The sequence below is a fragment of the Sorangium sp. So ce119 genome (assembly GCF_051524405.1).
GTDB lineage: Bacteria > Myxococcota_A > Polyangia > Polyangiales > Polyangiaceae > Sorangium > Sorangium cellulosum_G.
Genome location: NZ_CP150310.1, coordinates 6,697,970 through 6,723,091, shown reverse-complemented (window position 1 = coordinate 6,723,091; position 25,122 = coordinate 6,697,970). Strand labels below are relative to the sequence as shown.

Below are 25,122 nucleotides of genomic sequence, written 5' to 3'. Positions count from 1 at the left end.
GCGCTTGCGCGGCCCGGCGCCCGCGCGCGGGCGTGAGCGCCGCGCGCGTCGGGCCGCCGATCTGTCAGAACGAATCGCCCGACGCGCCCGCCGTACCGGCGTTGCCGCTCGAGAGGCCGCCCGCGCCGCCTGCGCCCGCCGCGAGGACGTTGCCCGCGAGCGACACGGTGGTGCTGACGCGGTAGACGCCGTACGAGACGCCGCCCGCGCCGCCGCCGCCGTGCCCGCCACGGCCGCCGGCGCCGCCCGTGCCGCCGTTGCCGCCGGCGCCGACCTCGCCGGTGCACACCGTGCCGCCGGCGCCCCCCGTGCCGCCGTTGCCGCCGTTGCCGCCGTTGCCGCCCCGGCCGCCGGCGCCGCCGCTGCTGCTGGAGATCTGGTTGGCGACGAGCTGGAACCCCGTCGAGTTCACGAGGAACAGCCCGAACGAGCCGCCCCCCGCGCTGCCACCGAGGCCGCCGCTCCCGCCGCAGCCGCCCGCGCCGCCGCCGCCCCCGCCGTTGCCGGCGCCGTTGATGATGGTGATGCCGCCCTGCCCGCCGCCGCCGCCGCCGCCGCCGGCCCCGTTCCCGTGGACGCCCGTGCCGCCCACGTTCCCGGCCCTGCCCTGCCAGAAGCCGCCGGTGACCACCCCCCCGGTGGCACCGGTGCCGTTCAGCCCGGCCGCAACGACGGCGCCGTTCTGACCGTTCGTGCCGGGCAGCCCCCGGCTTTCGCTCCCTGCTGCGCCTCCGCTGCCGCCGAGCGCTCCGCCGGTGCCGTTGCTGCCCGCGAGGCCGGCGTGTGTCCCCTGGGCGCCGCCGTTGCCGCCGTTCCCCCCGGTGCGCCCGCAGCTCGACGTCCCGCCCGCGCCCCCGGTGCGGGTGCCGACGCCGTCGCAGCTCCCCGCCCCGCCGGTCGCGCCGTTGCCGCCCGCCGTCCCTGTCGCGCCGTTCGCGCCCGCGGCGCCCGGCCCGCCGCCGCCGGCCTCGAGCCGGCTGTTCCTCAGCGTCACCGCCGTGCAGCTCACGCACCGCATCGCGTAGTTCGACGCGCCGGCCAAGGTCGCCGTCGACGTCCGGATCGTCAGCCGGTCGAGCGTCGTCGGCGCGTTGATGTTCTGGCCCTCGACCGCCGCGAGGTAGCCGCCGGTCGTGCTCCCCGAGCGGATCTCCACGATCGACGCGGCCGAGCGCGCCCAGCCGGCCGTCGCGTCGTAGCCGCCGTAGAGCGACACCCCGCTCGAGAGGGTGACCCGGCCGATGTACGTCCCCTGCGAGACGTAGACCTGCGTCTTCCCGGTCAGCACCGCCTCGTTGATGCCCCCCATGACCGACACCTTCGGCGCCTGACGCGTCCCCGGGTTGGCGTCGCTCCCCGTCGGCGCCACGAAGACCGCGAGGCTCGCGTCGCCGTCGATCCCGTCGCAGTTCGCGTCCACGAAGCCGTCGTCGGGCCGGTCCTCGTCGCTCACGAACGCGCACGCGTACTCGCAGCCGTTCGCGAGCGACCCGTCGAGGTCGTAGAAGCCCGGCAGGCAGCCGCCGAACGTGCACGCCCCCACGCTGCACCCGACCGCCGCGTTCGGGATCCCCTCGGCGCAGTCCGCGCCGCACGCGCCGCAGTTCGCCGGGTCCGACGCGATGCTGACCTCGCACCCGTCGGCCTCGACGCCGTTGCAGCTCGCGAAGCCCGCGTTGCAGGCGACGAGCTCGCACGACCCGAGCTCGCACGCCTCGGACGCGTTCGCGAGGTTGCACGCCATGCCGCAGCCGCCGCAGTGCGCGAGGCTCGTGCCGGTGTTCGCCTCGCACCCGTTCGCCGCGGCGCCGTCGCAGTTGGCGAAGCCGGCCTCGCAGGCGCCCATCACGCATGTCCCGGCGAGGCACGACTCGGCCGCGTGCGGGAGCGCGCACGCCAGGTTGCAGCCGCCGCAGTGCGCGAGATCGCTGGCCGTGTTCACCTCGCAGCCGTCGAGCGCGCTCGCGTTGCAGTTCGCGAACCCCGGCTCGCACGCGCCGATCACGCACGTCCCGGCGAGGCACGACTCGGCGGCGTTCGCGAGGGCGCACACGGCGCCGCAGCCGCCGCAGCTCGCGGCGCTGCTGTTCGTGTCGACCTCGCAGCCGTTCGCCGCCTCGCCGTCGCAGTTCGCGAACCCCGCGGCGCAGGCGCCGAGCGTGCAGGCGCCGTCGACGCACGACTCGGACGCGTTCGCGAGGTTGCACGCCATGCCGCAGCCGCCGCAGTGCGCGAGGCTCGTGCCGGTGCTCACCTCGCAGCCGTTCGCCGCCTCGCCGTCGCAGTTGGCGAACCCCTCGGCGCAGGCGCCGAGCACGCACGTGCCGCCGAGGCACGACTCGGCGGCGTTCGGGAGCGCGCAGGCGATGTTGCAGCCGCCGCAGCTCGTGAGGCTCGTGTCGGTGCTCACCTCGCAGCCGTTCGCCGCGCTCCCGTCGCAGTTGGCGAAGCCGGCGTCGCAGGCGCCCAGCACGCAGACGCCCGCGAGGCACGCCTCGGCGGCCCCCGGATAGCTGCACACGGTGCCGCAGGCGCCGCAGTGGTCGAGGCTGGCCCCGAGGTTCGCCTCGCAGCCGTTCGTCAGGTCGCCGTCGCAGTCGGCGTAGCCGGCGTCGCACGCCCCGAACTCGCACTCTCCCGCCGCGCACGTCCCGCTCGCGTGCGCGAAGTCGCAGGCGATGTTGCAGCCGCCGCAGTGGGCCGCGCTCGCGAGGAGGTCGGCCTCGCAGCCGGTCAGCGGGTCGAGATCGCAGTCGGCGTGATCGGGCGCGCAGCCGATGATGTTGCAGTTGCCCCCGTTGCAGAACGCCTCGGTGTGCTCCTTGAGGCAGCTCGTCCCGCACGCCCCGCACGAATCGACGTCGGTCAGCAGGTTGGTCTCGCAGCCGTTCGTCGCGTTCCCGTCGCAATCGGCGTGGGAGTTGGTGCACGACGACACCGTGCAGATCCCGTCGATGCAGCCGGTGGTCCCGTTCGGCGAGACGCAGAGCTGGCTGCAGGCGCCGCAGTGGGCCGCGCTGCTGAGGAGGTCGGTCTCGCAGCCGTTGTCCGGCTCGTCGTCGCAGGCGGCGGTCCCCACGGGACAGCCGTTCGAGCGGCCGATGACCGGCACCACGACGTCGGGCGCGTGCGCGTCGCCGACGTCGGCCTCGACCGTCACCCGGTCGGCGGGCAGCGGCCCCGCGATTCCCTTCGAGGTGAACGTCACCTCGAAATAGAGCGCGCTGCCCGGCTCGCTCTCCGCCGGCAGCTCCTCCGCGGCGCGCGTCCACGCGCCCGGGCTCCCCGGGTCGGGCTCGTAGCGCACCGGCTCGATCGTGAAGTCGGCGCTGGCGATGGTGGCCTCGGTGAACGTGACCGTCTCCGCGGTCTGGTTCTCGACGCGGAACAGGCGCGTTTGCTGCCGGCCCGCGGGCACCGCCTCGAAATCGAGGACCTCGGGGCTCGCGCACGCGTCCGTCGGCCCTCCGTCGTTGAGCACGCAGAGCTCGAGCTTCCCGCTCGGGGCCGCGCCCGCGTCGCCGCCGGCGCCGCCCGCGCCGCCCGCGCCGCCGCTCCCGCCATGGCCGCCGGTGCCCGCCGCGCTGCTGGACCCGGTGGGCCCCGTCGTCACCTCCGAGCCTCCCGCGCAGCCGGCCGCGGTGAGCGAGGCGAGCACTGCGATCATCGGGACCAGCGGCGCCATAGAGGCGGCCAGCGAGGCGAATACGAACCGAGGACGCAGAAAATTCCTGTCGCGCGCCATAAGACGAGTGGACCCGATGGCCTTCACGGTGTCCACAGGTCTCGAGCGCGCCGGACGCAGGGAGGCGCCCTGCGCGGGCGCGTTCCTGTGTCCGAGATGCACCGCGTCCGAGATCGCTCCCCGCGGCGCGCTGCGCGGCGTCACCGGCCGCGGTCGCCGCGCTCCCTCGCTGACGAGAGTGTGCTTCTCTGCCGGCGCAGCGCGTCTGTCCTGGAACTATCCGGCCTGTCCCGCGGTCCGTGTCGACCTCCGGGACGCTGCATCATACGGTGATCTGTCTCACATCGATTGAGGGGGGCGCCGGCAGGGCCGGCGACCCGCTGGCGATGAGGCTTCATGACCCCGCTGGCGCGTCGGCGCGGCGGGCGCGGTTGAAAAGGAGTTCCATGCGACATTCGATATCGGGCGTGTTCGCGCTGCTCGGGCTGCTTCCGGCGCTGCTCCTCGGCTGCTCTGGCGAGGATGCGCCTGGCCCCACGGCGGCGTCGCCGACGTTCCATCGCGACGTCGAGCCGCTGTTGCAGAAGCACTGCATGAGCTGCCATTCCCCTGGCAACATCGCCCCGTTCAGCCTGACGACGTACGACGCGGCGCGCTCGGTGGCCAACCTGGTCGCGCGCTCGACGCGGGAGCGCACCATGCCGCCGTGGGGCGCGCAGGAGACCGACGAGTGCGCGCCGCCTCATGGCTGGAAGGACGACCTCCGGCTCACCGAGGCCGAGATCGCGACGTTCGAGGCGTGGGCCGCCGCGGGCAGCCCCGAGGGCGATCCTGCGGACGCGCCGGCGCCGTTCGTCCCCGGGGCCGGCGGCCTCGCCGGCGTCGAGATGGAGATCGCGCCGAAGGAGCCGTTCGTCGCGAGCGGCGACGCCGACCAGTTCCGGTGCTTCGTGATGGATCCCGGGCTATCGGAGGTGCGTTACCTCAACGGCGTGCACGTCCTTCCTGGCAACAGCAAGGTCGTGCACCACGCGCTCGTGTTCCTCGACAAGGAGGGCGCGTCCGTGGAGCTCGCCGACGAGCAGGGTGGATACGACTGCTTCGGCGGCCCCGGTTTCTCGGGCGAGCTCGTCGCCGCGTGGGCGCCGGGGGGTGTGCCGCTGGAGTTCGAGCCGAACATCGGCGCGGAGATCCCCGTGGGCTCGCGGCTGGTGATGCAGGTGCATTACCACCCGGCCGGGACGACCGCCGAGCCGGACACGACGCGCGTGCAGATGCGCTTCACCCAGGGCGTGCCGGAGTACTTCATGGGTGTCGCGCTGATCGGCAACTTCGAGTCTCCCATGGACGAGGGGGGCGGGCTCCTGCCCGGCCCGAACGACGCGGACGGCGTCGGGTTCCTGATCCCGGCCGGCGTGAGCGATCATGTCGAGACGATGCAGTTCAGGATGCCGGCGTCGCTGTCCGAGTCGGAGGTTTACCTCTACGGCGCTGGCACGCACATGCATTATGTCGGCAAGGACATGAAGATCACCCTCGCGCCCGAGGCGCCCGCGGCCGGCGAGCCCGCGGAGCAGTGCCTGGTGCAGACGCCGAGGTGGGATTTCTCGTGGCAGCGCGGCTTCTATTACGACGCGCCCATCGCGGACCTCCCGCGCATCCGCGGGGGCGATCTGCTCACGATGCGCTGCACCTACGACAACACGATGAGCAACCCGTTCCTCGCCAGGGCGCTCAAGGAGCAGCAGATCCCGGCCCCTGTGGACGTGCGCCTCGGCGAGAGCACGCTCGACGAGATGTGCATCGCCGCCCTGATCTACGTGACCAAGAACCAGCAGTGATCGTGGCTTGATGAAAGCAGGTGCTCGGGGAGCGCGCGGTGACTCCTCGGCATGCGGTTGGACTCCCGCCGAATGGGAGCGGTGCTCTCCCGCACAGGAGACGGGCTCAGATCGGCGTTTTCGGCGCGCAGGCGCACTCCTGTGCGCCGAGCACCGAAAACGTCGAGATGGGCCCGTATCCGAAGCGGGTGAGCGCCGCTCAGGCGCGCGGGCTTCGCTGCTGGACGAGCTCGTCGAGGCCGAGCTCCCGCGCCTTCTGGGCGAGCGCCTCGATCTTCTTCTTCCCGTCGTCGTCGGTGCCCGGCAGGAGCGACGTGAGCATCCCGGACAGGGTGCCGTCCTTGGGCCGCGCGAGGGGCGCGGGGTGGGAGATGATCTGCTTCAGGTCCTCGGGGAGGCTCGCGTTGCCGTTCAGGTAGTCGCCGACCAGGGCGCGCACCGTGGCGCTCTGGTCGACCATCCCGTCGACCGACTGGCCCAGGGTGACCGCCTTGACGAAGCGGTCGAAGAACGCCCCGTCGCCGCCGACGATGTTGATCTTCGCCTGGTCGAACGCGCCCCGCAGCACCTCGGCCTGCGCCCGCGCGATCTCGGCGCGGATGCGCAGCGCCTCGAGCTCCACCGCGCGCTCCTTCTCGAGGCGCAGGCGGAACTCCTCGTGCTCGCGCCCGACCCCGTCGAGCGCCTTCATCGCCGCCGCCTTCTCCGCCGTGCCGGCGGCCTCGGCCAGCAGCCGCTGCTTGATCGCCGTCGCCTCGGCGAGGCCCGTCTTCTCCAGCGCCAGCGCCTCGGCCTCGCGCGTCCTCGCGGACGCGAGCCCCTTCTGCTCGATGCCGGCGGCCTCGGCGAGGAGCCGCTCCTTCGCGGCCAGCGCCTCGGCGCGCCCCTGCTTCTCGATCACCTGCGCGTCGGCCTCCTTCACGAGCGCCCGCGCGAGGCCCTGCTTCTCCTCGCCGGCCGCCGCGGCCGACATCTTCTCGAGCGTCACGCGCGCCTCGGCGAACCCCTGCTTCTCGATCGCCTGCGCGTCGGCCTCCTTCACCCGGATGCGCGCCAGCCCCTCGGCCGCGGCCTCGGCCTGCACGCCCTCGGCCATCCGGATCTTCGCGCGCGCGGCCTTGTCGCTCGCCTCGAGCTCGGCGTCGGCCGTGATGAGCTTCTCGCGCGCCCGGAACTTCGCCGCCTCCTCGCTCGCCTCGGCGCCCTTGATGTGCTTGACGAGCTGCTCCTGCGCCTCGGCCTCGGCGTTGATGCGCACGACGTCCTTGAGGCGCGTCGCCTCGGCCACCGCGCGCACGTCCTTGATGCGCTCCTCCTCCTCGGCCACCGTCTTCTCGACCGCGATCCGCGCCCGGACCACGTCGGCGATGTCCTTCTTCTGGAGCTCCAGCTCCTTCTCGCGCGCGATCTGTTGAAGCGCCACGTCGCGCTCGCGGCTCACGATCTCGAGCTGCCGCGCCTTCTCGACCCGCTCGGTCTCGACCGCGATCTCCCGCTCCTTGTTCTTCTGGGCGACCGAGACGCCGCGCTCCTTCGCCTCGCGCGCGATGAACGCCTCCTCGTCGTTCTTCTCCTGGAGCAGCACCGTCTTCTTGCGCTCCTCGCTCGTGATGCGGGCGGCCTCGTTCTGCTCGCGCGCCTGCGCCACCGCGATCTCCTTCGCCTTCTTCGCCTCGGCCTCGGCCCGGCGCTGATCGAAGCGGAAGACGGCCTCGTCGGAGTTCAGGTTCTGGCTGCCGATCTCCATCCGCTCCTTCTGGCGGAGCTCGTTCGTCAGCACGTTCTGCGCGACCGTGAGCTCGGTGATCTTCCGGATGCCCTCGGCATCCATGATGTTGTCCTTGTCGAGCAGCTCGATCGGCGTCTGCTCCAGGTAGTCGATCGCCGCGTCGGCGAGCACGAACCCGCTCAGGTCCTTGCCGATGACGTCGATGATGTCGTCCTTGAACTTCTGCCGCTCCTTGTAGAGGTCCTCGAAGTTCAGCCGCTTGCCGACCGTCTTCAGCGCCTCGGAGAACTTCGCCGCGAAGAGCTGCTCGAGCGTCTCCGGGTTCGACGCGCGGACGCAGCCGATCGTCCGGGCGACCGTGCGCACGTCGTCCTGCGTCTTGTTCACCTGCACGAAGAACGTGACCTTGATGTCCGCGCGGATGTTGTCCTTGCAGATCAGGCCTTCCTTGCCGCGCCGGTCGATCTCGATCGTCTTGACCGAGATATCCATGTACTCGGCGCGGTGGATGATCGGGATCACCAGCGTCCCCGTGAAGGTGACGATGGGGTCCTCACCCCGCGTGTTGATGATCAGCGCCTTGCCCTGATCCACCTGCCGGTAGAACTTGGCGTACATGACCAGCATCCCGAGGGCGACGAAGGCGAGGACACCGACGAGAGCGATGATGAGGGGGACGGTCAGAGTGGGCACGCGGAGCTCCTTCGCGTTTTCGGCGGGGGGCAGGGCGACGGCCCTCGCTTCCGCGTTCGCGTCAGCGAGGGCTCGGCGCCCGGCCTGAGCCGGATCGGGGGCCGCATGATGCCCCCTCAGGGAGGAGCGTACACGAAACCGCCAGCGCGACGGCGGCGTTCGAGCGGACCGCGCTGACGGCTTCAGCGACCGCGCTGACGCACGTTTCCGGCGCCCGACGCGGCGATCTCGTTGTCCTCGGCGTCGTCCGGGGGGCCTTCCGCGGGGGACGCAACCCGCTCGGCGAGCGGAGGGGGCGGGCCCAGCAGGGCGTCGAGCGGCTCGACGCCGAAGACCTCGCCGTTCGGGTCCCAGCTCACCAGCAGCGCGCGGTCGCCCCGGCGGAGGGCGCCGGGCGTGTCGCTCCGCACGTCGAGGATGTGGCTCGCGCCGCCCTCCTCGATCACCGCCTGGCCGAAGCGCTCGTCGACGCGGCCGGTGGAGATGACGCACACGCGGCCCACGAGGTCCTTCTTCGCCTGGGCGTGCCGGGTCACGAACAGGGGGGCGATCGGCCGCACCGCCAGCGAGGTCAGCAGGACGGCGACGGTGAGCGACCCCGCGAGCACCGCGAGGCCGAGCGCCCAGCGCGGCAGCCCCGCGCCGATCCAGGCCGGCTCGGCGAGCATCGTCGACAGGACGCTGGAGAACCAGCCGAACGCCGCGACGAGCGTGAGGGACACGGTCGCGGGCACGCGGTGGAGCTGGAGCGCGACGAGCAGCGATCCGACGCCGTCCGCGACGTCGCCGCCGTCGGCCAGGCCCTCCGCCGCGCCCTTGGCGGCGCCCTCGAGCGCGCCCTTGGTGGCGCCCTCGAGCGCGCCCTTGGCGGCGCCGCCGAGCGCGCCGAGGTCGGGCGCGGCGTCCGCGTGCGCGCCGCCGAGCAGGTCGAGGTCGAGCGCGCCCAGGAGCACGAACAGCCAGTAGATGAGCGCGAGCGCGAGCACGACCGTGAAGAGCACGGCGGGGAACATCAGCGATGCGGCGAGCACCTCGGCCATGGGCAGACCCGGGCAGGAGGCAGGCGCAGCGGGCGAAGCGCGACGCGGCGCCCGCGACCGGCGTTCCGGATTGGATCACAGCGACGGGAGGAGCGGGGTCAAATTCCACCGCCGCGGTGCGCCGCCGAAAAGGGTTGACATGTCCGGACAGGCGCCCCTGCGGATCCGGTCACGGGACCATACGGAACCGCTGGCTGTCGGCGCCGGTGCAGGGCATCTGGACGACATCGGCCAGGGGCGCGGTGCTCCCGTTCGCGATGCTCAGGCACTGGCCGCTGTGCTTGGCCTTGACGTAGAAATAGCTGCCTCCCGCGTCGACGAGCTGGAATCGCTGGTTGGGGGCGCCTGTGCACGTCCACTGGACGACGTTGGTCCCAGGGTCCGGGCTGGAGTAGTGCACGTCCAGGCAGAGGCCGCTGTGCCTGGGCTTGAGGAAGTAGTGGCCATCGCCCTCGGGGGTCTTCACGAACTCGAAGCTCTGGTTGGGGCCGCCCGTCGGCGTCCACTGGATCACCGGGGTTTCGAGCGCGGTGCTCGAGTAATAGACGTCCATCGCGAGGCCGCTGTGCCTGGCGATCAGCGGCGCTGAGAACTCATGGATGCTCACGTGGCTGAAGTCCACGGTGGTATTCGTCCAGATCGTGTTCTCCTTGGAGGACGAGAACACGTCCGACCAGAAGACGTGCCACTCGACGTAGGTGTCGCGCAGCGTCTGGCTGTACTGCAGGCGAACCGGCACGGCGCCCGTGTAGCGCGAGTCCGCCCGATAGATGGTCTGGAACTGGGGCGTCAGCGTCGATTTGGCCAGGAGCGGCAAGTAGCGCAGATAGCCGTTCAACGGGTTCACGAGGTCCTGCGGTGCGTTGTACGGATTCCCCTCCGCGGCGCTCATCCGCCAGGTCCAGTCCGTGCGCGTCCCGACGCTGCTGTCTATCGCGCTGAAGTCGCTCAGCGTGACGCTGCTCGTCGCCGCCGTGCTGCACGAGAAGCTCGTCGTGGCGCCGTCGGTGCCAACCCCGCCGCCGAAGGAGCAGCCGTTGGAGACAGCGTACGAGTTCACCCCGTTGGGCGAGTTCGGCGTGTGCATATGGGAGATCAACGGCGCCGACGCGTCCGGCTGGATCTGCACGTTGACCGACTCCTGGAACCAACCCCGCTGACCGCCGTCGTCGGCCGGAAGACCGCCGGGGTTCGTGCCCGAGCCGACGCCGGAGATGATCAGGAACTTGCCGGGCGGGTTGGCCGATGCCACGAGCTCGACCTCGAAGCCGATATCCATCGTCGCCGTCTGGACCCAGCTGCAAGAGGGGCACCATCCAGGGCTCCAGGTCGTGCGCAGATTGACGAGGTAGCTCCGGTACGTGCCCTGCGGGTAGCTCGACATGGTGAGCGCCATCGGCTTCACAGACGTCGCCTTCTCCGCCACGATCTCGCGGAGGCGCCGGGCCACGTCGTTCGCCATCTGCTCCGGGCGCGCTGCGGGCGGCGATGCCCCCGTGGGCGCCTGGCTCGACGCCGGCGCTTCATCCGTGGCAGGAGCGCCGAGGTCGAGGCGACCGCTCTGCGCGTGGGCCTCGTCGGACGGCTGGGCGGCCACCACCGCGTGCTCGCTGGGCCCGGAAGCCACCTGCATGTCGCCGGCGCTGCCGAGGATCTCGATACGGAACCTGGTCCCGCCCATCGACGGCTCGACGATCGCGGCGTCGGCGGGCACACCGTACCCGATGGCGGCGGCCATGCGCGACGCGTCGCGGGCGTTCTCCAGGACGAGGGGAATGCCGGCCTCCGTGGCGGCGCGGAGGAGGGGCAGGACGGCCTCGATCCGGTCGGGGCCCAGCGCCTCCATGTCGGCCACGATCGCGCTGGCGTCGTCGAGCAGCTCCGCCAGGTCTGCATCCGCGGTGGGGAGCCGATCGAGGACGCTGTCGGCCTCGAGAATCCGGAACTCGCCGGCCAGGCGATCGAGCATCGGCGCGCTGTCCGCCGATATCGGCGTCAGCGCGACGAGCGAATCGCGCGCGCCGAGCGGTTGGCGCGACAGGACGGCCTCTCGCGACGGGATTGCCTCTCGTGGCGGGACGGCCTCTCGCGACGGGATGCCGTCCGGCGGGGCCAGATCTCCAGTGGCGTCCACCTCGGCGGGCGCGCCCTCGCCTTCCGCTGCACAGCCGGCATGGAGGGTGCTCAGGGACAGAAGCGCCAGGGAGAATGACAGACCAATCCTGTGTTTGCGCATGGATTCCTATCTTTCGATGGTTGGGTTCGTGGTTCGCAGCGGCTCCGGCGACGCGGCGCTCCTGCACGGCAGAGGCTTCCCCGAACGCGCGGCTCCTGCGACGCGGTGGAAGAAAACGGCCCTCGTCCCTGCTCCTCGACAGGTCTTCGAGGGATGGGAGCTGCCGGGGCAGGGCGCGGTCGCCACCCGGTCGTGCATGGAGTGTCCGCGTCGCGAGCGAATGTTACAGCGCTCGCGGCGATTGTCGGCGGACGCCCAGGACGAGCCCCCGACCGGAGGGTCGAGCGAGGATGGCAGTCCGGCGCGACGTCGCTGCTCCGCGGCGCCCGATGGACATGCCGCCGCTGGGGCACTACCCTCAGCGACCATGCCTCCCACCGAGGAGAGCGATGCGTCGCTCGTCGACGGGCTGCGCGCTGGACAGCAGGGGGCGCTGGCCGAGCTCCTCCGGCGCTACCACCGCGCGAGCATCCGCGTCGCGCTCACCTACGTGGGCAGCGACGCGCTCGCCGAGGAGGTCGCCCAGGAAGCCTGGCTCGGCATCGTGCAGGGCGTCGAGCGCTTCGAGGGGCGGTCGTCGTTCAAGGCGTGGCTCTTCTGCATCGTCGCGAACATCGCCAGGCGGCGCGGCCGGCGCGAGGCGCGCACGGTCCCGTTCTCGGCGCTGGGCGACGGTGACGGCGACGACGAGCGCGGGCCGACCGTGGATCCGTCCCGGTTCCAGGAGGGCGGCCGGTGGGACGGCCACTGGGCGGTGCCCCCCGCGGGCATGAGCGACGTCCCCGACGACCGGCTGTTCGGGCTCGAGGTGCGCGCCTTCATCGAGCGCGCGATCCGCGAGCTCCCCGCGCTCCAGCAGCGCGTCATCGTGCTCCGCGACGTCGAGGGGACGAGCGCGGAGGAGGCGTGCAGCATCCTCGAGATCACCGAGGCGAACCAGCGCGTGCTCCTCCACCGCGCGCGGGCGAAGGTGCGCAGCGCGGTGGAGAGCCTGCTCAACGAGGCCAAGGAATGACGATCGACCCGCTCGACATCGCCTGCCGCGACCTCGTCGAGGTCGTGAGCAACTACCTCGAAGGCGCGCTGGGGCCCGCGGAGCTCGTCGCTCTCGAGGCGCACCTCGTGATCTGCTCGGGTTGCGCCGAGTACCTCGCGCTCCTCCGCCGCGTCCAGCGCGCCACCCGCGGGCTCGCGACGACGGACCTCGACCCCGCCCTGCTCGATCGGCTGACCCAGGCGCTGCAGTCGCGGCGGGGAGCGCCGTGATGGAGCGGACCGTGCGCGCGCTCAAGTTTCTCGGCGAAGGGGGCGTGGGGCCGTTCTCCGGCTTCCGCTGGCCGCTGCCCGAGGGCGGCGCCCCGGGCGCGTGGGTCGAGGCGAGCGAGGCGACGCGCGCGTGCGCGCGCGGCGTCCACGCGTGCCTGCCGGCCGATCTGCCCTACTGGCTCGCGCCGGAGCTCTACGTGATGGAGCTCGGCGGGGCGGTCACGCGCGCCGAGCTCAAGCTGGTCGCGCCGCGGGGCCGGCTGCTCGGCCGCGTCGAGGGGTGGACCGGGGAGCAGGCGCGCGAGCTCGCCGTCGCCGCCGTCCTCCACGCGCGCGACACGGCCGCGGCGATCCTGTGCGCGGAGGCGGAGGCGCCGATCGCCGATCGGATCGCCGCCTGCGCCGACGTCACCGCGCTCCAGGAGGCGCTCGCTGGCGCGTCACCATCGAGCGACCGGGGGAAGCTCGCGCTGGAGTACCTCGACGACGCGGCGTGCTCGCTCGCGTCCCCCGTCGTCAGCGCGTACTGCGCCGCGCGGGTCGGGCTCGATCGACGAGGCTACCTCGCGGAGAGGGCGTGGCAGGCGGAGTGGCTCGCCAGGGCGCTCGGGCTCTGGGAGGCGCTCGCGGGCTGACGAGGGGGCGTAGAAGTCCGGCGCCTCTGGCCGGCGCCGGACGTCTGGGCGGGCGGAGCTACGAGGCGTTCCGGCGCGACTCGTTGTTCTTCGTCTCCGTGGACGACGTGGCGCCCGCGGAGGTGATGGCGCCGGACGCGCCCGCGGTGGAGCCGGACGACGCGGTGGAGCGCTCGCTCGACGACAGCCCGGCGCTCGTCTTCGTCTCGCCCTGCTGCTGCTGCTCGCGGTAGAGCCGGATCTCGTTCCGCACGTCGGACACGCCCGACACCCGCTCCGCGAGCGTCTCGAGCTGGTGCTTGAAGCGGCGATCGCGGACGGTGCCGGAGAGGATGACCTCGCCGTTCTGCACCTTCACCTCGACGTCGCTCGCGTCGAGGTCCGGGTGGTCGGAGATCTGATCGCAAATGTCCTCGCGAATCCGGTCGTCCGAGCGCTTGTAGCCCTTGGGCGGGCGACCGCGCGAACCGCTGAGGCCTCCGCCCTGTCCACCGACGGTCTCGAGGAAGCTCCGTCCGCCGCCGTGGCCGCCCTGGCCGCCGTGGCCCTGTCCACCCGGCTGGTGCTGCTGGAAGCCTTGATCGCCCCGGAAGCGCGATTCCTGGCCTTCGAATCCTCGCTGCTGGCCGGACCGCTCGGTCCAGCCGCGCTCGTCGTCGGCCCACTGCCGGAGGCCGCCGCGGGCTCCCTGGTGCTGGCCGCCGCCGAAGCCTCCCTGGCCACCGAAGCCGCCCTGGCCGCCACCAGGTCCACCCTGGCCACCGAATCCACCCTGGCCGCCGAAGCTGCTCTGGCCGCCGCCGTAGCCGCCCTGGCTGCCGCCGAATCCACCCTGACCGCCGAAGCTGCTCTGGCCGCCGCCGTGGCCACCCTGGCCACCGAATCCACCCTGACCGCCGAATCCACCCTGGTGGCCGCCGTAGCCACCCTGGGCGCCGTAAGCGCTCCGGCCGCCGAGCTCATGCTCGCTGCCGAAGTAGCCCGGGCCACCCTGGCCGCCGTGCTGGCCCCCGAAGCCGCCCTGGCCGCCGCCGAAGCTGCCCTGGCTGCCCCCGAAGCCACCCTGGCCGCCACCGTGGCCGCCCAGGCTTCCTCCGAATCCACCCTGGCCCCCGAAGCCGCCCTGGCCGCCGCCGTAACCGCCCTGGCCGCCGCCGAATCCGCCCTGGCCGCCGCCGTGACCGCCTTGGCCGCCGCCGAAGCCGCCTTGGCCGCGGTAGCCGCCCTGGCCGCCGCCGAAGTGACCTTGGCCGCCGTGACCGCCCTGGCTGCCGCCGAAGCCGCCCTGGCCGCCACCGAAGCCGCCCTGGCGGCCGCCGTAGCCGCCCCTGGCGCCAAGATCGTCGCGACCTCCTCGCTGGAAGTCATCGCGGTAGCCGCCCGAAGCGTGGGATGCGTGGTGCTGGCCTCCGAAGTCCTCGCGCTGTCCCCAGCCGCGCTCCTGCCGGCCCTCCCAGCCACGCTCGCCGCCGTGGCCGCGTCCGCCCTGGTCGCGATCGTAGCCGCCTCCGCCGAACTCACCCTCGTAACCGCGCTCCTGGCCGCGTCCACCGAACTCCCGTTGATCCGCGCCACCACGGAAGTCGTCGTGGCCGCTTCGGGCGTGACGCTGGTCGTCGCGCTGGAGTACTTGCTCGTAATTGCCACGGTGGCCGTAACTAGCATCGCCGGTGGCTCCGCGCTCGCTACGATATCCTTGATCACCTCGCTGCCCCTGCTGTCGCCCGAACCTCTCGTCGTCGCGTCCCCGACCGTCACTTTGCTCCTCGTCGATCCAACCCTGACGATTCGGCATGACTCCTCCGCCTTTCTCTGCAACACGAGCGACAGCTCGGCGAAACCGTGTCGCTTCCGGTGATGATCCAGTGGGCGCTCATGGCACGCGGGACAGCAGTGATCGGGCCGCCTGTTGTTCGCGCCTGTCCGGTGCCGCGCCCCTGAAAAAACCGGGGCCCCGATGCCCCAGCGCGGTCGGATGTCGCAAGGGGTATTCCAGATCCGCCGGGGCGACGTTTCGGTCCGTTTTCAGGAAGATGACGGGACTCGACCCCGCGCGCGGAGGTGCAAAGTGCCCCACGCGCGAGCGACAGAGCGTCCCATCGAGACGATGTGCCACAGGGGCGAGAGCGTCGATTCAGGTCGTTCCTGAGCTCTCTCCAGGGATCGATTGACGCTCTCCCGCAGCGGTCGAGCGTGCGCTGATCGAGGCATCTTCAGCGCGAGAGAGAGAAATCCCGCGGGTCGATCTGACCTGGGCGTCTCTCGTCCTGTCGAGCTCGGTCGCGCGTTCGCCTTGCTCGGGTCTGCTCGCGCGCTTCCTTTGCGCGCTCTTTTCTCGTTCTTTGCTCGTTCTTTGCTCGTTCCGTGCCGCGCGCCGTCAGCGCGGCGCGCGCAGCGCCTCGAGGATCCCGTCGAGCCGCTCGAGGATCGCCCGGTTCTGCTCCTGCAGCTCCTGGGACGCCGGCGCGCCGCCGGGCGCGCTCAGCGCGGAGCCCACGAGCGTCGGGCCGAAGGTCATCGCGAAGGAGGCGATCGTCTTGCCCGCGGGGGTGCGCGCGAACAGGTCGGTGTAGCCGCCGGACAGGCACGTCGAGATGAACAGGAGCGCGTCCACGAAGCGCGTGCACCGCGGGTTCTCGGCGTGCTCGGCCTGGTAGAACAGGTACGAGCACCCGAGGACCATCACCGCCATCGAGTCGAGCGGATCGCGCGTCATCGCGCTCCGGAAGCGCTGCTTTATCTGGTCGAAGGAGAGCTCGCCCGCCCCTCCGGCGGCGAGGCCCACCGCGAGCAGGGCGACCGCGCCGCGCAGCCGCTCGTCGCGGCCGAGGGCAGGGGCCGCGGCGTCTCCCAGGACCTTCCTCGCGGCGAGCGGTGACGGATCTCCCACGGCGTGCCCTCCCGGCCGCGCCGCGGACCGCGGCGCAGCCTCCATGTCTCGCACGGGAGCGGGCGGAAGGGAACGGCCGCGCGCCTCACCGAAACCGAAAAATCCTGCGCGCGCCGCGCACCCGCGGCTACCCTCGCGCCTTCCCCGGAGCGCCCATGCCGGACAGGACAAGCGTGATGACATGGCTCGTGAGCAGCGTGACCCGATGACCCGTGCGCCGCGTGACGAGGCGGCGCGCGGGAGCGTGACCCGGTGGCTCGCGCGCGCGCCGGCGCCGGTGTTCATGGCCTTCGCCGTGACCGCCGCGTTCGCGACGTACTTCTGCATGTACGCGTTCCGCAAGCCGTTCGCGGTGGGCACCTTCCCGGGCGCGGTCGCGCTGCCGCTGCTCCCCGCGCTCGACCTGAAGAGCCTCTACATCATCGCCCAGGTGCTCGGGTACTGCGCCTCGAAGTTCCTCGGCATCAAGGTCGTCTCCGAGATGCCGCCCGAGCGGCGCGCCCTCGCCATCCTCGTGTGCATCGGGGTGAGCGAGGCGGCGCTCGTCCTGTTCGGGCTCACGCCGGCCCCCTACGCCGCGGTCTTCCTCGTGCTCAACGGGCTGCCGCTCGGGATGGTCTGGGGGCTCGTCTTCGGCTTCCTCGAGGGGCGCCGCGTGAGCGACCTGCTCGGCGCCGGCCTCTGCGCGAGCTTCATCGTGGCGAGCGGCTTCGTGAAGACGGTCGGCAAGCTGACGCTCGGCTGGGGGGTCCCCGAGGGGTGGATGCCCGCGGTCACCGGGGCGCTCTTCTTCCCGCCGCTGCTGCTCTCGGTGTGGATGCTCGCGCAGATCCCGCCGCCGTCGGCGACCGACGAGGCGCTCCGGACCCGGCGCGCGCCGATGGACCGCGCCGCGCGGCGCGCGTTCGTCCTGGCGAACGCGGGCGGGCTCGCGACGCTGGTCCTCGGCTACATCGTCCTCACCGCCTACCGCGATTTCCGGGACAACTTCGCCCGCGAGATCTGGGACGCCCTCGACTACGCCGATCAGCCGGCGATCCTGACGACCGCCGAGATCCCCGTCGCCATCGGCGCGCTCCTCTCGGTCGCGGTGATGATCGGGATCCGGAGCAACCGGACGGCGCTCCTCGCGATCCACGGCATCATGGTCGCCGGGGCGGCGCTCGCCGGGGTGAGCACGGTGCTCTACCAGGCGGGCGTCATCGGCCCCGTCGCGTGGATGATCAGCGTCGGGCTCGGGCTCTACGTCGGGTATGTCCCGTTCAACTGCGTGCTCTTCGACCGGCTCATCGCGGCGGTGGGCTCGGTGGCGACGGCGGGCTTCCTGATCACCGCGGCCGACGCGTTCGGCTACCTCGGCAGCGTGGCGCTGCTGCTCTACAAGAGCTTCGGCCAGGCCAGGCGCTCGTGGCTCGAGTTCTTCCTCGGCTTCAGCTACGCGACCTCCTTCCTCTGCGCGGCGCTCTTCGCCGCGTCGGCGGCCTACTTCTGGCTGCGCACGCGCCCCCCGCTCCCCGCCGCGCGCGCCGCGTTCGACGCCTGAGCCGCGGTCACCCCCTCGTCGAGCGCAGCACATCGTGGTCGGGATGGCGCCGTCCCGGCGATCCGATTCCTGCTCCGCGTGCCTGCGCGTCCTTGACGTCCGTTATCCTCGGCGGTGCTTTACAACCCAGGAGGTCCAGGTTGATCCGAACAGCACTTGTCAGGCTCGGGTTCGCGGCGTTTCTCGCGGCAGCGCCGCTGCTTCCAGCATGTACCCTCGGTCCGGACGGCGCGGAGCAGGCGGAGGCCACCGGCCGCGCGAGCCTGTCGCTGGTGACGCAGGCCAACGGGCGCGTGTACCGGTTGAGCAACGCGGTCTTCTCCGTGGAGGGGCCGATCGTCACCTATCTCAGCAGCTCGGACGATCCGGGCGAGACGGCGCTCACGGCGGCGTTGCCCGTGGGCGATTACACGAGCTTCCTGGAGACGGGCTGGGTCCTGGAGCGCGACGACGGCGGTACGTTCGTGCCCGTGCAGGCGACGCTCGTCTCCGGCAATCCTGCGCTGTTCACCATCCACGAGGGGGCCACCACGGCGCTCGTGTACCGGTTCCAGACGGACGGCACGGTCGTCACCATCGGGGATGGTCAGCTCGACATCTCCATCGAGGTGACCGAGGTCGGCGGTACGTGCACGCCGCTCGTCTCGGGCTGCGGTGACGGCGGGTGGTGTGTCCCTGGAGAGCTGGCGGGGGGACAGCCTGCCTGCCTCGAGGACGGCGACATCCCCGTCGGCGGCGCCTGTGACGACCCTGCCGCGTGGTGCGTGGCCAACGCGCTGTGCGGCGACATCGACGGAACGGGCGCGGCCGTCTGCATCGAGCTCTGCCCGATGGACAGCATCGGATCGCCGTGCGAGAGCGGCGGGTTCTGCCAAGAGGTCGGCTTCCTCGAGTTCGGGATCTGCTTCTGATCGGGGCCCGCCCCGCCGGGGGCCGGCGCGGCACGGCGGGCTGATCGGCCGATCACCGGGCGCCGTTCAAAGCACGTAACGGACCCAGCACTCCTTCAGCCCCCGCAGCAGCAGGGAGAGGTTCCACTCCGGCGCCCTGCCGTCTGCCCGCTCGAAGCGCCCCGGGAGGGACGCCAGCACCTCGATCCCGATCTTCGCCTCGGCGCGCGCGAGCGCCGCGCCGATGCAGAAGTGGACGCCGTGGCCGAACGACAGTCCGACCTGCCGCTCGCGGTCGATATCGAAGCGATCCGGGTCCGGGAAGACCTGCTCGTCGCGGTTGGCCGAGCCGATGAGCGCCGCCACGAACGCCCCCGCCGGCACCGTGACGCCCCGGATCTCGACATCGGTCTTCGCCTGCCGCAAAGCGATCTGCCCCGGCGGCTCGAACCGCAGCACCTCCTCGAGGAAGGCCGGGATCAGCGCCCGGTCCGCGCGGATGCGCGCGTACACCTCGGGGTGATCCATGAGGAGCACCAGCGCGGCGTTGAGCAGGTGGGTCGTCGTCTCGAACCCGGCGGCCAGCAGCACGAAGAGGAAGCTCACGAGCTCGGGCTCGGTGAGCGCGACGCCGTCGACCCGGGCCGCCAGGAGATCGCTCACGAGATCGTCCCGCGGCGCGGCGCGGCGCGCCGCGATGACCTCCAGGAGGTATTGCTCGAGCTCGACGATGGTGGCGCGGATGCCCGGCCTCATCTCCGGCGTGGCCGCCGCGGTGGCGACGAAGTCCGCGGTCCAGCGCTGGAAATGGGCGCGCAGCGCCGGGTCGAGGCCGAGGAGATCGGCGATGGCCGCCGCCGGGATGGGCATCGCGAGCTCGGCGTAGAAGTCGAGCTCGCGCCCGGGGGTCAGCCGCTCGACGAACTCCCGGGTCACCGCGCGCAGCACGGGCTCGACCCGCGGGATCACGCGCGTGCTGAACGCGCGGCTCACGAGGGCCCGGGTCTTCGTGTGCTCCGGCGGATCCATGAGCAGCAGCGAGTCGGCCATCGGATTGCGATCGAGCCAGGGCGGGAGCACCGCCACCCGGCCGCCCTGCGCGGAGAACAGGTCGTTGTTCTTGAGGGCGAACGCGACGTCGTCGTAACGGCTGAGCGCCCACAGGCCCCCTGGATCGACCTGGCACACCGGATGGGAGCGGCGCAGCTCCGCATAATAAGGATACGGGTTCGCGCGCAGCTCCGGAGAGAGCAGATCCAGGCGATGGCTCATGTGTCCTCCCTGATGTCGGGTAGCTGGATGAAGCCCCCCATGGTCCGCGAACGCGCGGACGACGTCAATGGACGTGGGCCTCCGGGGCGACGGCCGCCGCGTCGCCTGCGGGCGACCGAGGGCATCGCCGCGGTCGGGCCGGGGGTGACGATTCCGTGATCCCGGCGCTCGGCGCCGAACATAGCGCGGGGAGACCACGATCGGCGCGACCCGGGCTGACCACCCTGCTCGCGCGAGGTGGACGTCTCACCATGTCGCGCTCTCTCGAGCGCTCATCCAGGAGGAATCGCCATGCGCAACATTCTTGTCTTCATGTTCGTGCTCGTCGCTGGATGCGGCGGTGAGGGTCAGGTCGCCGGCAAGGTCGCCTGCGACTTCAGCTCCTCCGCCGCGAGCGGCGTGAAGGTCCATAGCTGCAGCGAGGTCGAGGCGGACGACATCGACGAGCAGGAAAGCCAGTGCAAGGATTCCGGAGACGTCGACGCCACGCTCGTCGATAGCTGCTCCACGGAGGACGTGCTGGGCACCTGCGTCATCACCCGCGGCGAGGAGACGATGACGACGACCTATTACAACGCGGAAGGGTTCACGGAGGAGGCCGCGAAGCCGATCTGCGACGGGCTGAACGGCACCTGGACCGCGAGCTGACCGGCGGCGCGTCGCCGCGGTCGTCCCGGCACGGCGCGGCCGTGCCCCCGCGATCACCGATCCATGCAGGCTACCTTGCCGGGCTCCCTCGAACCGCGCCGCGCGCGCCGGAGCGCCCCTGCGCTATGCTCCGCCGGACCGTGCCGCCGCTGAATGAGCGCTCCGACCGCAAGCGCGTCCTCGCGTTGCTCAAACGCTACGGGTGGAACGCGACCTCGTTCCAGACCCTGGAGTCCGACTTCCGGTACTGGTTCCACGGCGACGACGCCTGCGTGGCCTACGTCGACACCGGCAGCGCGTGGGTCGCCGCCGGCGCGCCGCTCGCTGCGGCCGAGCGGCTGGCCGAGGTCGCGCAGGCGTTCGTGGAGGCGGCCGCGGCGGCGGGGCGGCGGGCGTGCCTCTTCGGCGCGGAGGCGCGGTTCTCCGAGCAGGTCCCGTGGAGCGCGATGCTCATCGGGGAGCAGCCGGTGTGGGATCCGGCGCGCTGGGGCGATGTCCTCCGGTCGAGCCGGAAGCTGCGGGAGCAGCTCCGGCGCGCGCGCGCGAAGGGCGTTGTCGCGCGCCCGGTGAGCCCCGGCGAGCTCGAGGACGCCGAGAGCCCGCTGCGGCGCGAGGTCGAGCGTCTCATGGCGCGCTGGGCCTCCTCGCGGCCGATGGCGCCCATGGGCTTTCTCGTGCAGCTCGAGCCGTTCTCGTTCGCCGGCGAGCGGCGCTACGTCGTGGCGGAGGCCGGAGGCGCCGTGGTCGGCTTCCTCGCGGCGGTGCCGGTGTACGCGCGGCGCGGCCTCTTCCTGGAGGACCTGCTGCGCGACCCGTTCGCGCCGAACGGCACCACGGAGCTGCTCGTGGATCAGGCGATGCGCACCGCCGCGGCGGAGGGGTGCCTCTATGTCACGCTGGGCCTCGCGCCGCTCGCCGGGCCTGTGCGGCGCGGGTTGCGCGCGGCGCAGCGGCTCGGCGCTCGCCTCTACGACTTCCAGGGCCTCTACGCGTTCAAGGCGAAGCTGCGGCCGGACGGCTGGGCCCCGATCTACCTGGTGTACCCGCCGGGCGGCCGCGGGCTCGTCGCCATCCATGACGCGCTCGCGGCGTTCGCGCGCGGGGGTCTCCTGCGCTTCGGGCTCGCGACGCTGCTGCGCGGGCCGGCCGTGGTCTTCGAGGTGCTCGGCTGGTTGCTCATCCCGTGGACCGCGCTGCTCGCGCTCGCGCCCGCGGCGCGATGGTTCCCGTCGCCCGCGGTGAAATGGGCGTGGGTGGCGTTCGACGTGTGCCTCGCGCCGGCCATGCTGCGGCTGAGCCGGCGGCACGGCCAGGCGCTCTCTCTGGTGCTCGCGGCGCTGGTGACCTGCGACGCGGCGCTGACGCTGGCGCAAGCGTTGCTGTTCAACCTGCCGCGGGCGCGGAGGCCGTTCGAGCTCGCCGTCGTGGGGGTGGCGGTCGCGGCGCCCGCGGTCGCGGCGGTGCTGCTGTGGAGCGCGCGGATGCACAGGCCGGAGCGGCTCGTCGGCGTCTGAGCCGCGGCCGCGCTCCGCCCGCGCGGCGGGGCCTCAGTCGCCGCGCTGCGCGCGGGCCGCGCCGTCGAGGAGGCCCCCCATGCGGCTGCGCATCTCCGACAGTTCCCTCCTGAGGTTCGCGACGTCCGCGGCCCAGGTGTGCGGGCGGGGTCCGCGCGGGTCCTCCGCGATGGAGGAGCGAATCAGCTCGGCGTAGCGGTCCACCTGCGCCTCGAGCCGCCCTTCGCGGAACGGGCCGTCGAGCAGGTCCCGGACCGCGCGCCGGTGGCCCTCGAGGTCCTGGTTCAGGGCGCTGAACAGCACGTCGCAGCCGGGCGCGCGCACGTGCGACCTGCCGTCCAGGACCGGGATGTCTTCGTCGCACAGGTCCGGTGTCTCCGTCCAGTGAGGCACAGGGCCGAAGTAGCGCCAGCTCCCCACGCTCAAGGTGTTGTCGAGATCCCACGGGACCACGCGGAACCTGCCCGACGAGGGCTCTTCGTAGACGAAGTAGTTGTGGTTTGCGGCGGAGCCCTCCTCCTCGACGTAGAAGGTGGTGATCCCGTCCCAGTTCAGGATGGCGTCGTCGACGGCCATGTAGCGATGCAGCTCCTCGACATCCATCCGTGTCGACAGGGCGGCGAGGCGCTCCGCGCCCTCGGTGGCCGCGAGCTCCTCCGCGAACGCGATGAAGCGATCGTGCGTGGCATCTTCCTCGTTCGTCGTGATCTTCTCGGCGTAGTAACCGGGGTCGACCGTGACCGGCCAGGCCGCCTCGTAGAGGCTGCCGTCCGGATCCTCGGGAAACTGGTTCTCCGTGAAGCGGCCGTCGACGTCCTCCACCATCGAGAAGAGGCCGAGCGGCTCGCCGTTCACGTACAGCGTGGCCCACGCGCTCCTCGGGGCGACCACGCCCATGTCCCTGTAGAGGTCATAGCCGAGCCGCTCGTGGAGCTTCGTGGGGTCGCGGATCATCGAATGGAAGTTCAGGCGCTTCTGCCGGAAGAAGCGCTTTCCGTCGACGTACTCGTCGAACCTCACCTTCATGCTGAGCTTCGGGCAGGGGAGCACCTGCGGCTCCTGGAAGCACATCTCGAGGGTGCCGTAGCCGCCCTTGAAGCGCAGGCCCACGAGGCCCAGGCTGCTCTCCTCGTAGCAAGCCTCTGCCTCGACGTACTCCTCATCGAGCGCGTTCGCCTGGAGCTCCGCCCATGTCTCGTCGTGAAGTCGGAAGTCGAAGCGCGGTATGTCGACGGCTGCGTACAGCGCGTCCGGGTCGCCGTCGGCCACCGCGGCGTCCGGCGGATAGCACGGCAGCGTCGCGCCCCGCCCGCCGTTCTCGGCCGCTTCCTCCCCGCAGCCTGCGCTCAGCGTGGAGAGCGCCAGCGCGAGCGAGATGCAACAAGTCATTCTCATCAGCCGCTCCTTCGGGGCGGCGACTAGTTCGTGACGCTCGGCCTGTCAACGTTCGCGCGAGCTGACTCCTTCTGGCGCTGCGCGACCGGCGTGCGACGCCTGAAACCCGGCCAGCCCCGCTGCGCGCAGCGTGTCCCCGGCGCCGTGGTGGGTGAGAATTCGAACCACAGAGGCACAGAGGGCACAGAGGGGAGAGAAGAAGAAAGGATCATTGTCCAATCTCTCTTTTCTTCCCTCTGTGCCCTCTGTGCCTCTGTGGTTTTTCTCTCTCTCTCCCTCATGTGCGAGGGCGGCGAGGGCGCCGGCGCGGCGCGCCGACCGACCCCGCCGCTCGCGGGCGCGCACGGGGGAGGGGCTCAGTTGACCGGCGGGACCTCGGTCTTGCAGCCGACGCGCAGCTCGACCTGACCGCCCTCGCGGAACTGGGTGCAGGTCGCGGGGCACATCACGATCTTCGTCGGCGCGCCGCCGGTCGCGGGGTCGACGTCGTAGTACCAGCCGCCGGCGGCCGCGTCGCAGCTCGCCTCGTCGGCCACGTAGAAGATCGTCGACGGGTCGTTGCCGTCCGGCCGCGTGTGCTGGACGTTGAGCGTCCCGTAGTCGAGCGTCTGCCCGGCGGACGGCGCCGGGACCTGGTACTCGCACGCGAGGCTCTTGCCGCGGATCTCGGTGAGCGCGTCGAGGAACGCCTGCGTCACGTCGGTGCTCGTGTCGATGAAGAAGGCCGACGTCGTCCCGCCGCCCTCGGCGATGCGGTCCATCGTGTCCTGCGCGCCGTCGTCGTCGCCGTCGAAGACGCCGATCACGAAGGTCGAGATGCTCGGCGTGCCGCTCAGCGCCTCGCCCGCGATCTGCGCGATGCCGTCGGCGCTCAGGGGATCACACTCGGTGGGCATCCCGTCGGTGGCGAGCACCGTGACCACCCGGTGCGTCGGGTTCGCCTCGGCGTGGGCGCGGGCCTGCTGGAGCGCGCCGGCGAGGGCGCCGGCGGTCGGCGTCGCGCCGAGCGGATCCTTCTGCCCGATCGAGGTGACGAGCGCCGCGGCGCTGGCGTCGTCGAGCGGCGTGATCGGGACGGCGGGCGCCGCGTACACATCGGCGCTGCACGAGTCCGGGTGCGCGCACTCGCTCTCGGTCAGCTGCCGGCACGAGCCCCCGCCGTTGCGGCAGGTCCCGCCCGCGGGCGCGCACAGGTCGCCGCTGACGGAGCACTCGCCGAGGGCGATGCAGGTGTCGCGGGGCCCGCAGTCGTCGTCCGTTTCGCAGACCGTGATGGGCACCGCGTTGCGGCAGATCCGCAGCTGACACGGCCCGTTGGCGCCGCACTGGGAGCTCGCCGTGCAGGTCTCGGGCACGCCCGGGTCGCGCAGCGGGAAGTACTGGAGCCCGACGCCGAGCCCCGCCGACTGCGGGTCGGTGAAGAACGCCTCGAGCGCCTGGGTCACGGCGTCCCACTTGGTGACGTTCCTCGAGATGTTCTCGTCCATCGACCCCGACGCGTCGAGCATGATGTAGAGATCGAGCGGCACGAGCTCCGCCGTGCTCGTCTCACCGGCGCACGACATGTCGCCCCCCGAGCCCTCGCCCGAGCCGCTGCTCGGCCCCCCCTGGGTGCCTCCGGGCTCGTCACCCGGGCCGTAGCCCGCGCCGGAGCTCATCCCCGAGCCCGTCCCCGTGCCGGTGCCAGCGCCCCCGCCCGAGCCCGAGCCCGAGCCGGATGCATCTCCGCCGGTCCCCCCGCCGAAGACCGAGCCATTGGACCCACCGCACGCCGCGAGGATCACGCTGATCCCTGTCGCGGCGAGCGCCACCCTCGTTGACCGGTTCTCCATGAAAGTATCGAAA

The 25,122-nt window shown here is 72.0% G+C and carries 18 protein-coding genes; 9 read left to right on the top strand and 9 right to left on the bottom strand.

The window, feature by feature from the left end:
- Window positions 1–64: 64 nt before the first annotated feature.
- Window positions 65–3,667 (bottom strand): hypothetical protein, encoded by a 3,603-nt coding sequence (locus tag WME76_RS25330; RefSeq protein WP_437954852.1) that lies wholly within the window; start codon window positions 3,665–3,667, stop codon window positions 65–67.
- 464 nt (window positions 3,668–4,131) lie between these two features.
- On the opposite strand from WME76_RS25330, the gene WME76_RS25325 reads away from it, so the two are divergent.
- Window positions 4,132–5,526: a hypothetical protein gene (locus WME76_RS25325; RefSeq protein ID WP_437954851.1), complete on the top strand. Its 1,395-nt coding sequence runs from the start codon at window positions 4,132–4,134 to the stop codon at window positions 5,524–5,526.
- Window positions 5,527–5,725: 199 nt separating this feature from the next.
- Here WME76_RS25325 and WME76_RS25320 read toward each other — a convergent pair whose 3' ends face one another.
- The 3 genes from WME76_RS25320 to WME76_RS25310 all read right to left on the bottom strand — a co-directional run bounded on the left by WME76_RS25320 (window position 5,726) and on the right by WME76_RS25310 (window position 10,957).
- Window positions 5,726–7,948, bottom strand: a complete 2,223-nt coding sequence (locus WME76_RS25320) for a hypothetical protein (RefSeq protein ID WP_437954850.1) — start codon at window positions 7,946–7,948, stop codon at window positions 5,726–5,728.
- Between the two features lie 182 nt (window positions 7,949–8,130).
- Window positions 8,131–8,988, bottom strand: a complete 858-nt coding sequence (locus WME76_RS25315) for a glycine zipper family protein (protein WP_437954849.1) — start codon at window positions 8,986–8,988, stop codon at window positions 8,131–8,133.
- A 169-nt stretch (window positions 8,989–9,157) separates the two neighbouring features.
- A complete protein-coding gene (locus WME76_RS25310; RefSeq protein WP_437954848.1) occupies window positions 9,158–10,957 on the bottom strand; it encodes an RICIN domain-containing protein in 1,800 nt (599 codons plus the stop codon).
- A 634-nt stretch (window positions 10,958–11,591) separates the two neighbouring features.
- Here WME76_RS25310 and WME76_RS25305 point away from each other — a divergent pair.
- From WME76_RS25305 to WME76_RS25295, 3 genes are read left to right on the top strand one after another with little or no spacing between them, the layout of a single operon-like run.
- On the top strand, window positions 11,592–12,239 hold the full coding sequence (locus WME76_RS25305; protein WP_437284769.1) for an RNA polymerase sigma factor: 648 nt from the start codon (window positions 11,592–11,594) through the stop codon (window positions 12,237–12,239).
- Window positions 12,236–12,490 (top strand): anti-sigma factor family protein, encoded by a 255-nt coding sequence (locus tag WME76_RS25300; protein ID WP_437954847.1) that lies wholly within the window; start codon window positions 12,236–12,238, stop codon window positions 12,488–12,490. The genes WME76_RS25305 and WME76_RS25300 overlap by 4 nt, the downstream gene beginning before the upstream one ends.
- 11 nt (window positions 12,491–12,501) lie before the next feature.
- On the top strand, window positions 12,502–13,125 hold the full coding sequence (locus tag WME76_RS25295; RefSeq protein WP_437954846.1) for a hypothetical protein: 624 nt from the start codon (window positions 12,502–12,504) through the stop codon (window positions 13,123–13,125).
- A gap of 58 nt (window positions 13,126–13,183) precedes the next feature.
- Here the strand turns inward: WME76_RS25295 and WME76_RS25290 are convergent, their stop codons facing one another.
- Window positions 13,184–13,546, bottom strand: coding sequence for a BON domain-containing protein (locus WME76_RS25290; protein WP_437962160.1), 363 nt, complete (start codon window positions 13,544–13,546; stop codon window positions 13,184–13,186).
- Between the two features lie 102 nt (window positions 13,547–13,648).
- Between WME76_RS25290 and WME76_RS25285 the strand changes: the two genes are divergently transcribed.
- A complete protein-coding gene (locus WME76_RS25285; RefSeq protein ID WP_437962238.1) occupies window positions 13,649–14,983 on the top strand; it encodes a hypothetical protein in 1,335 nt (444 codons plus the stop codon).
- Window positions 14,984–15,502: 519 nt separating this feature from the next.
- Here the strand turns inward: WME76_RS25285 and WME76_RS25280 are convergent.
- Complete coding sequence (locus WME76_RS25280) at window positions 15,503–16,015, bottom strand: hypothetical protein (RefSeq protein WP_437954845.1); 513 nt, start codon at window positions 16,013–16,015, stop codon at window positions 15,503–15,505.
- Window positions 16,016–16,220: 205 nt separating this feature from the next.
- Between WME76_RS25280 and WME76_RS25275 the strand changes: the two genes are divergently transcribed.
- On the top strand, window positions 16,221–17,558 hold the full coding sequence (locus WME76_RS25275) for a DUF5690 family protein (protein ID WP_437954844.1): 1,338 nt from the start codon (window positions 16,221–16,223) through the stop codon (window positions 17,556–17,558).
- A gap of 140 nt (window positions 17,559–17,698) precedes the next feature.
- Window positions 17,699–18,469, top strand: a complete 771-nt coding sequence (locus WME76_RS25270; protein ID WP_437954843.1) for a hypothetical protein — start codon at window positions 17,699–17,701, stop codon at window positions 18,467–18,469.
- A gap of 66 nt (window positions 18,470–18,535) precedes the next feature.
- On the opposite strand, the gene WME76_RS25265 is transcribed toward WME76_RS25270, so the two are convergent.
- Window positions 18,536–19,720 carry a cytochrome P450 gene (locus WME76_RS25265; RefSeq protein ID WP_437954842.1) on the bottom strand — a complete coding sequence of 395 codons (1,185 nt, stop codon included), beginning with the start codon at window positions 19,718–19,720 and terminating at the stop codon, window positions 18,536–18,538.
- A 291-nt stretch (window positions 19,721–20,011) separates the two neighbouring features.
- Here WME76_RS25265 and WME76_RS25260 point away from each other — a divergent pair, with 291 nt between their 5' ends.
- Complete coding sequence (locus WME76_RS25260; protein WP_437954841.1) at window positions 20,012–20,368, top strand: hypothetical protein; 357 nt, start codon at window positions 20,012–20,014, stop codon at window positions 20,366–20,368.
- 140 nt (window positions 20,369–20,508) lie between these two features.
- Window positions 20,509–21,882: a phosphatidylglycerol lysyltransferase domain-containing protein gene (locus WME76_RS25255; RefSeq protein ID WP_437954840.1), complete on the top strand. Its 1,374-nt coding sequence runs from the start codon at window positions 20,509–20,511 to the stop codon at window positions 21,880–21,882.
- Between the two features lie 33 nt (window positions 21,883–21,915).
- On the opposite strand, the gene WME76_RS25250 is transcribed toward WME76_RS25255, so the two are convergent.
- A complete protein-coding gene (locus WME76_RS25250; RefSeq protein ID WP_437954839.1) occupies window positions 21,916–23,277 on the bottom strand; it encodes a CotH kinase family protein in 1,362 nt (453 codons plus the stop codon).
- 356 nt (window positions 23,278–23,633) lie between these two features.
- Window positions 23,634–25,109, bottom strand: a complete 1,476-nt coding sequence (locus WME76_RS25245; protein WP_437954838.1) for a hypothetical protein — start codon at window positions 25,107–25,109, stop codon at window positions 23,634–23,636.
- Window positions 25,110–25,122 lie beyond the last annotated feature (13 nt).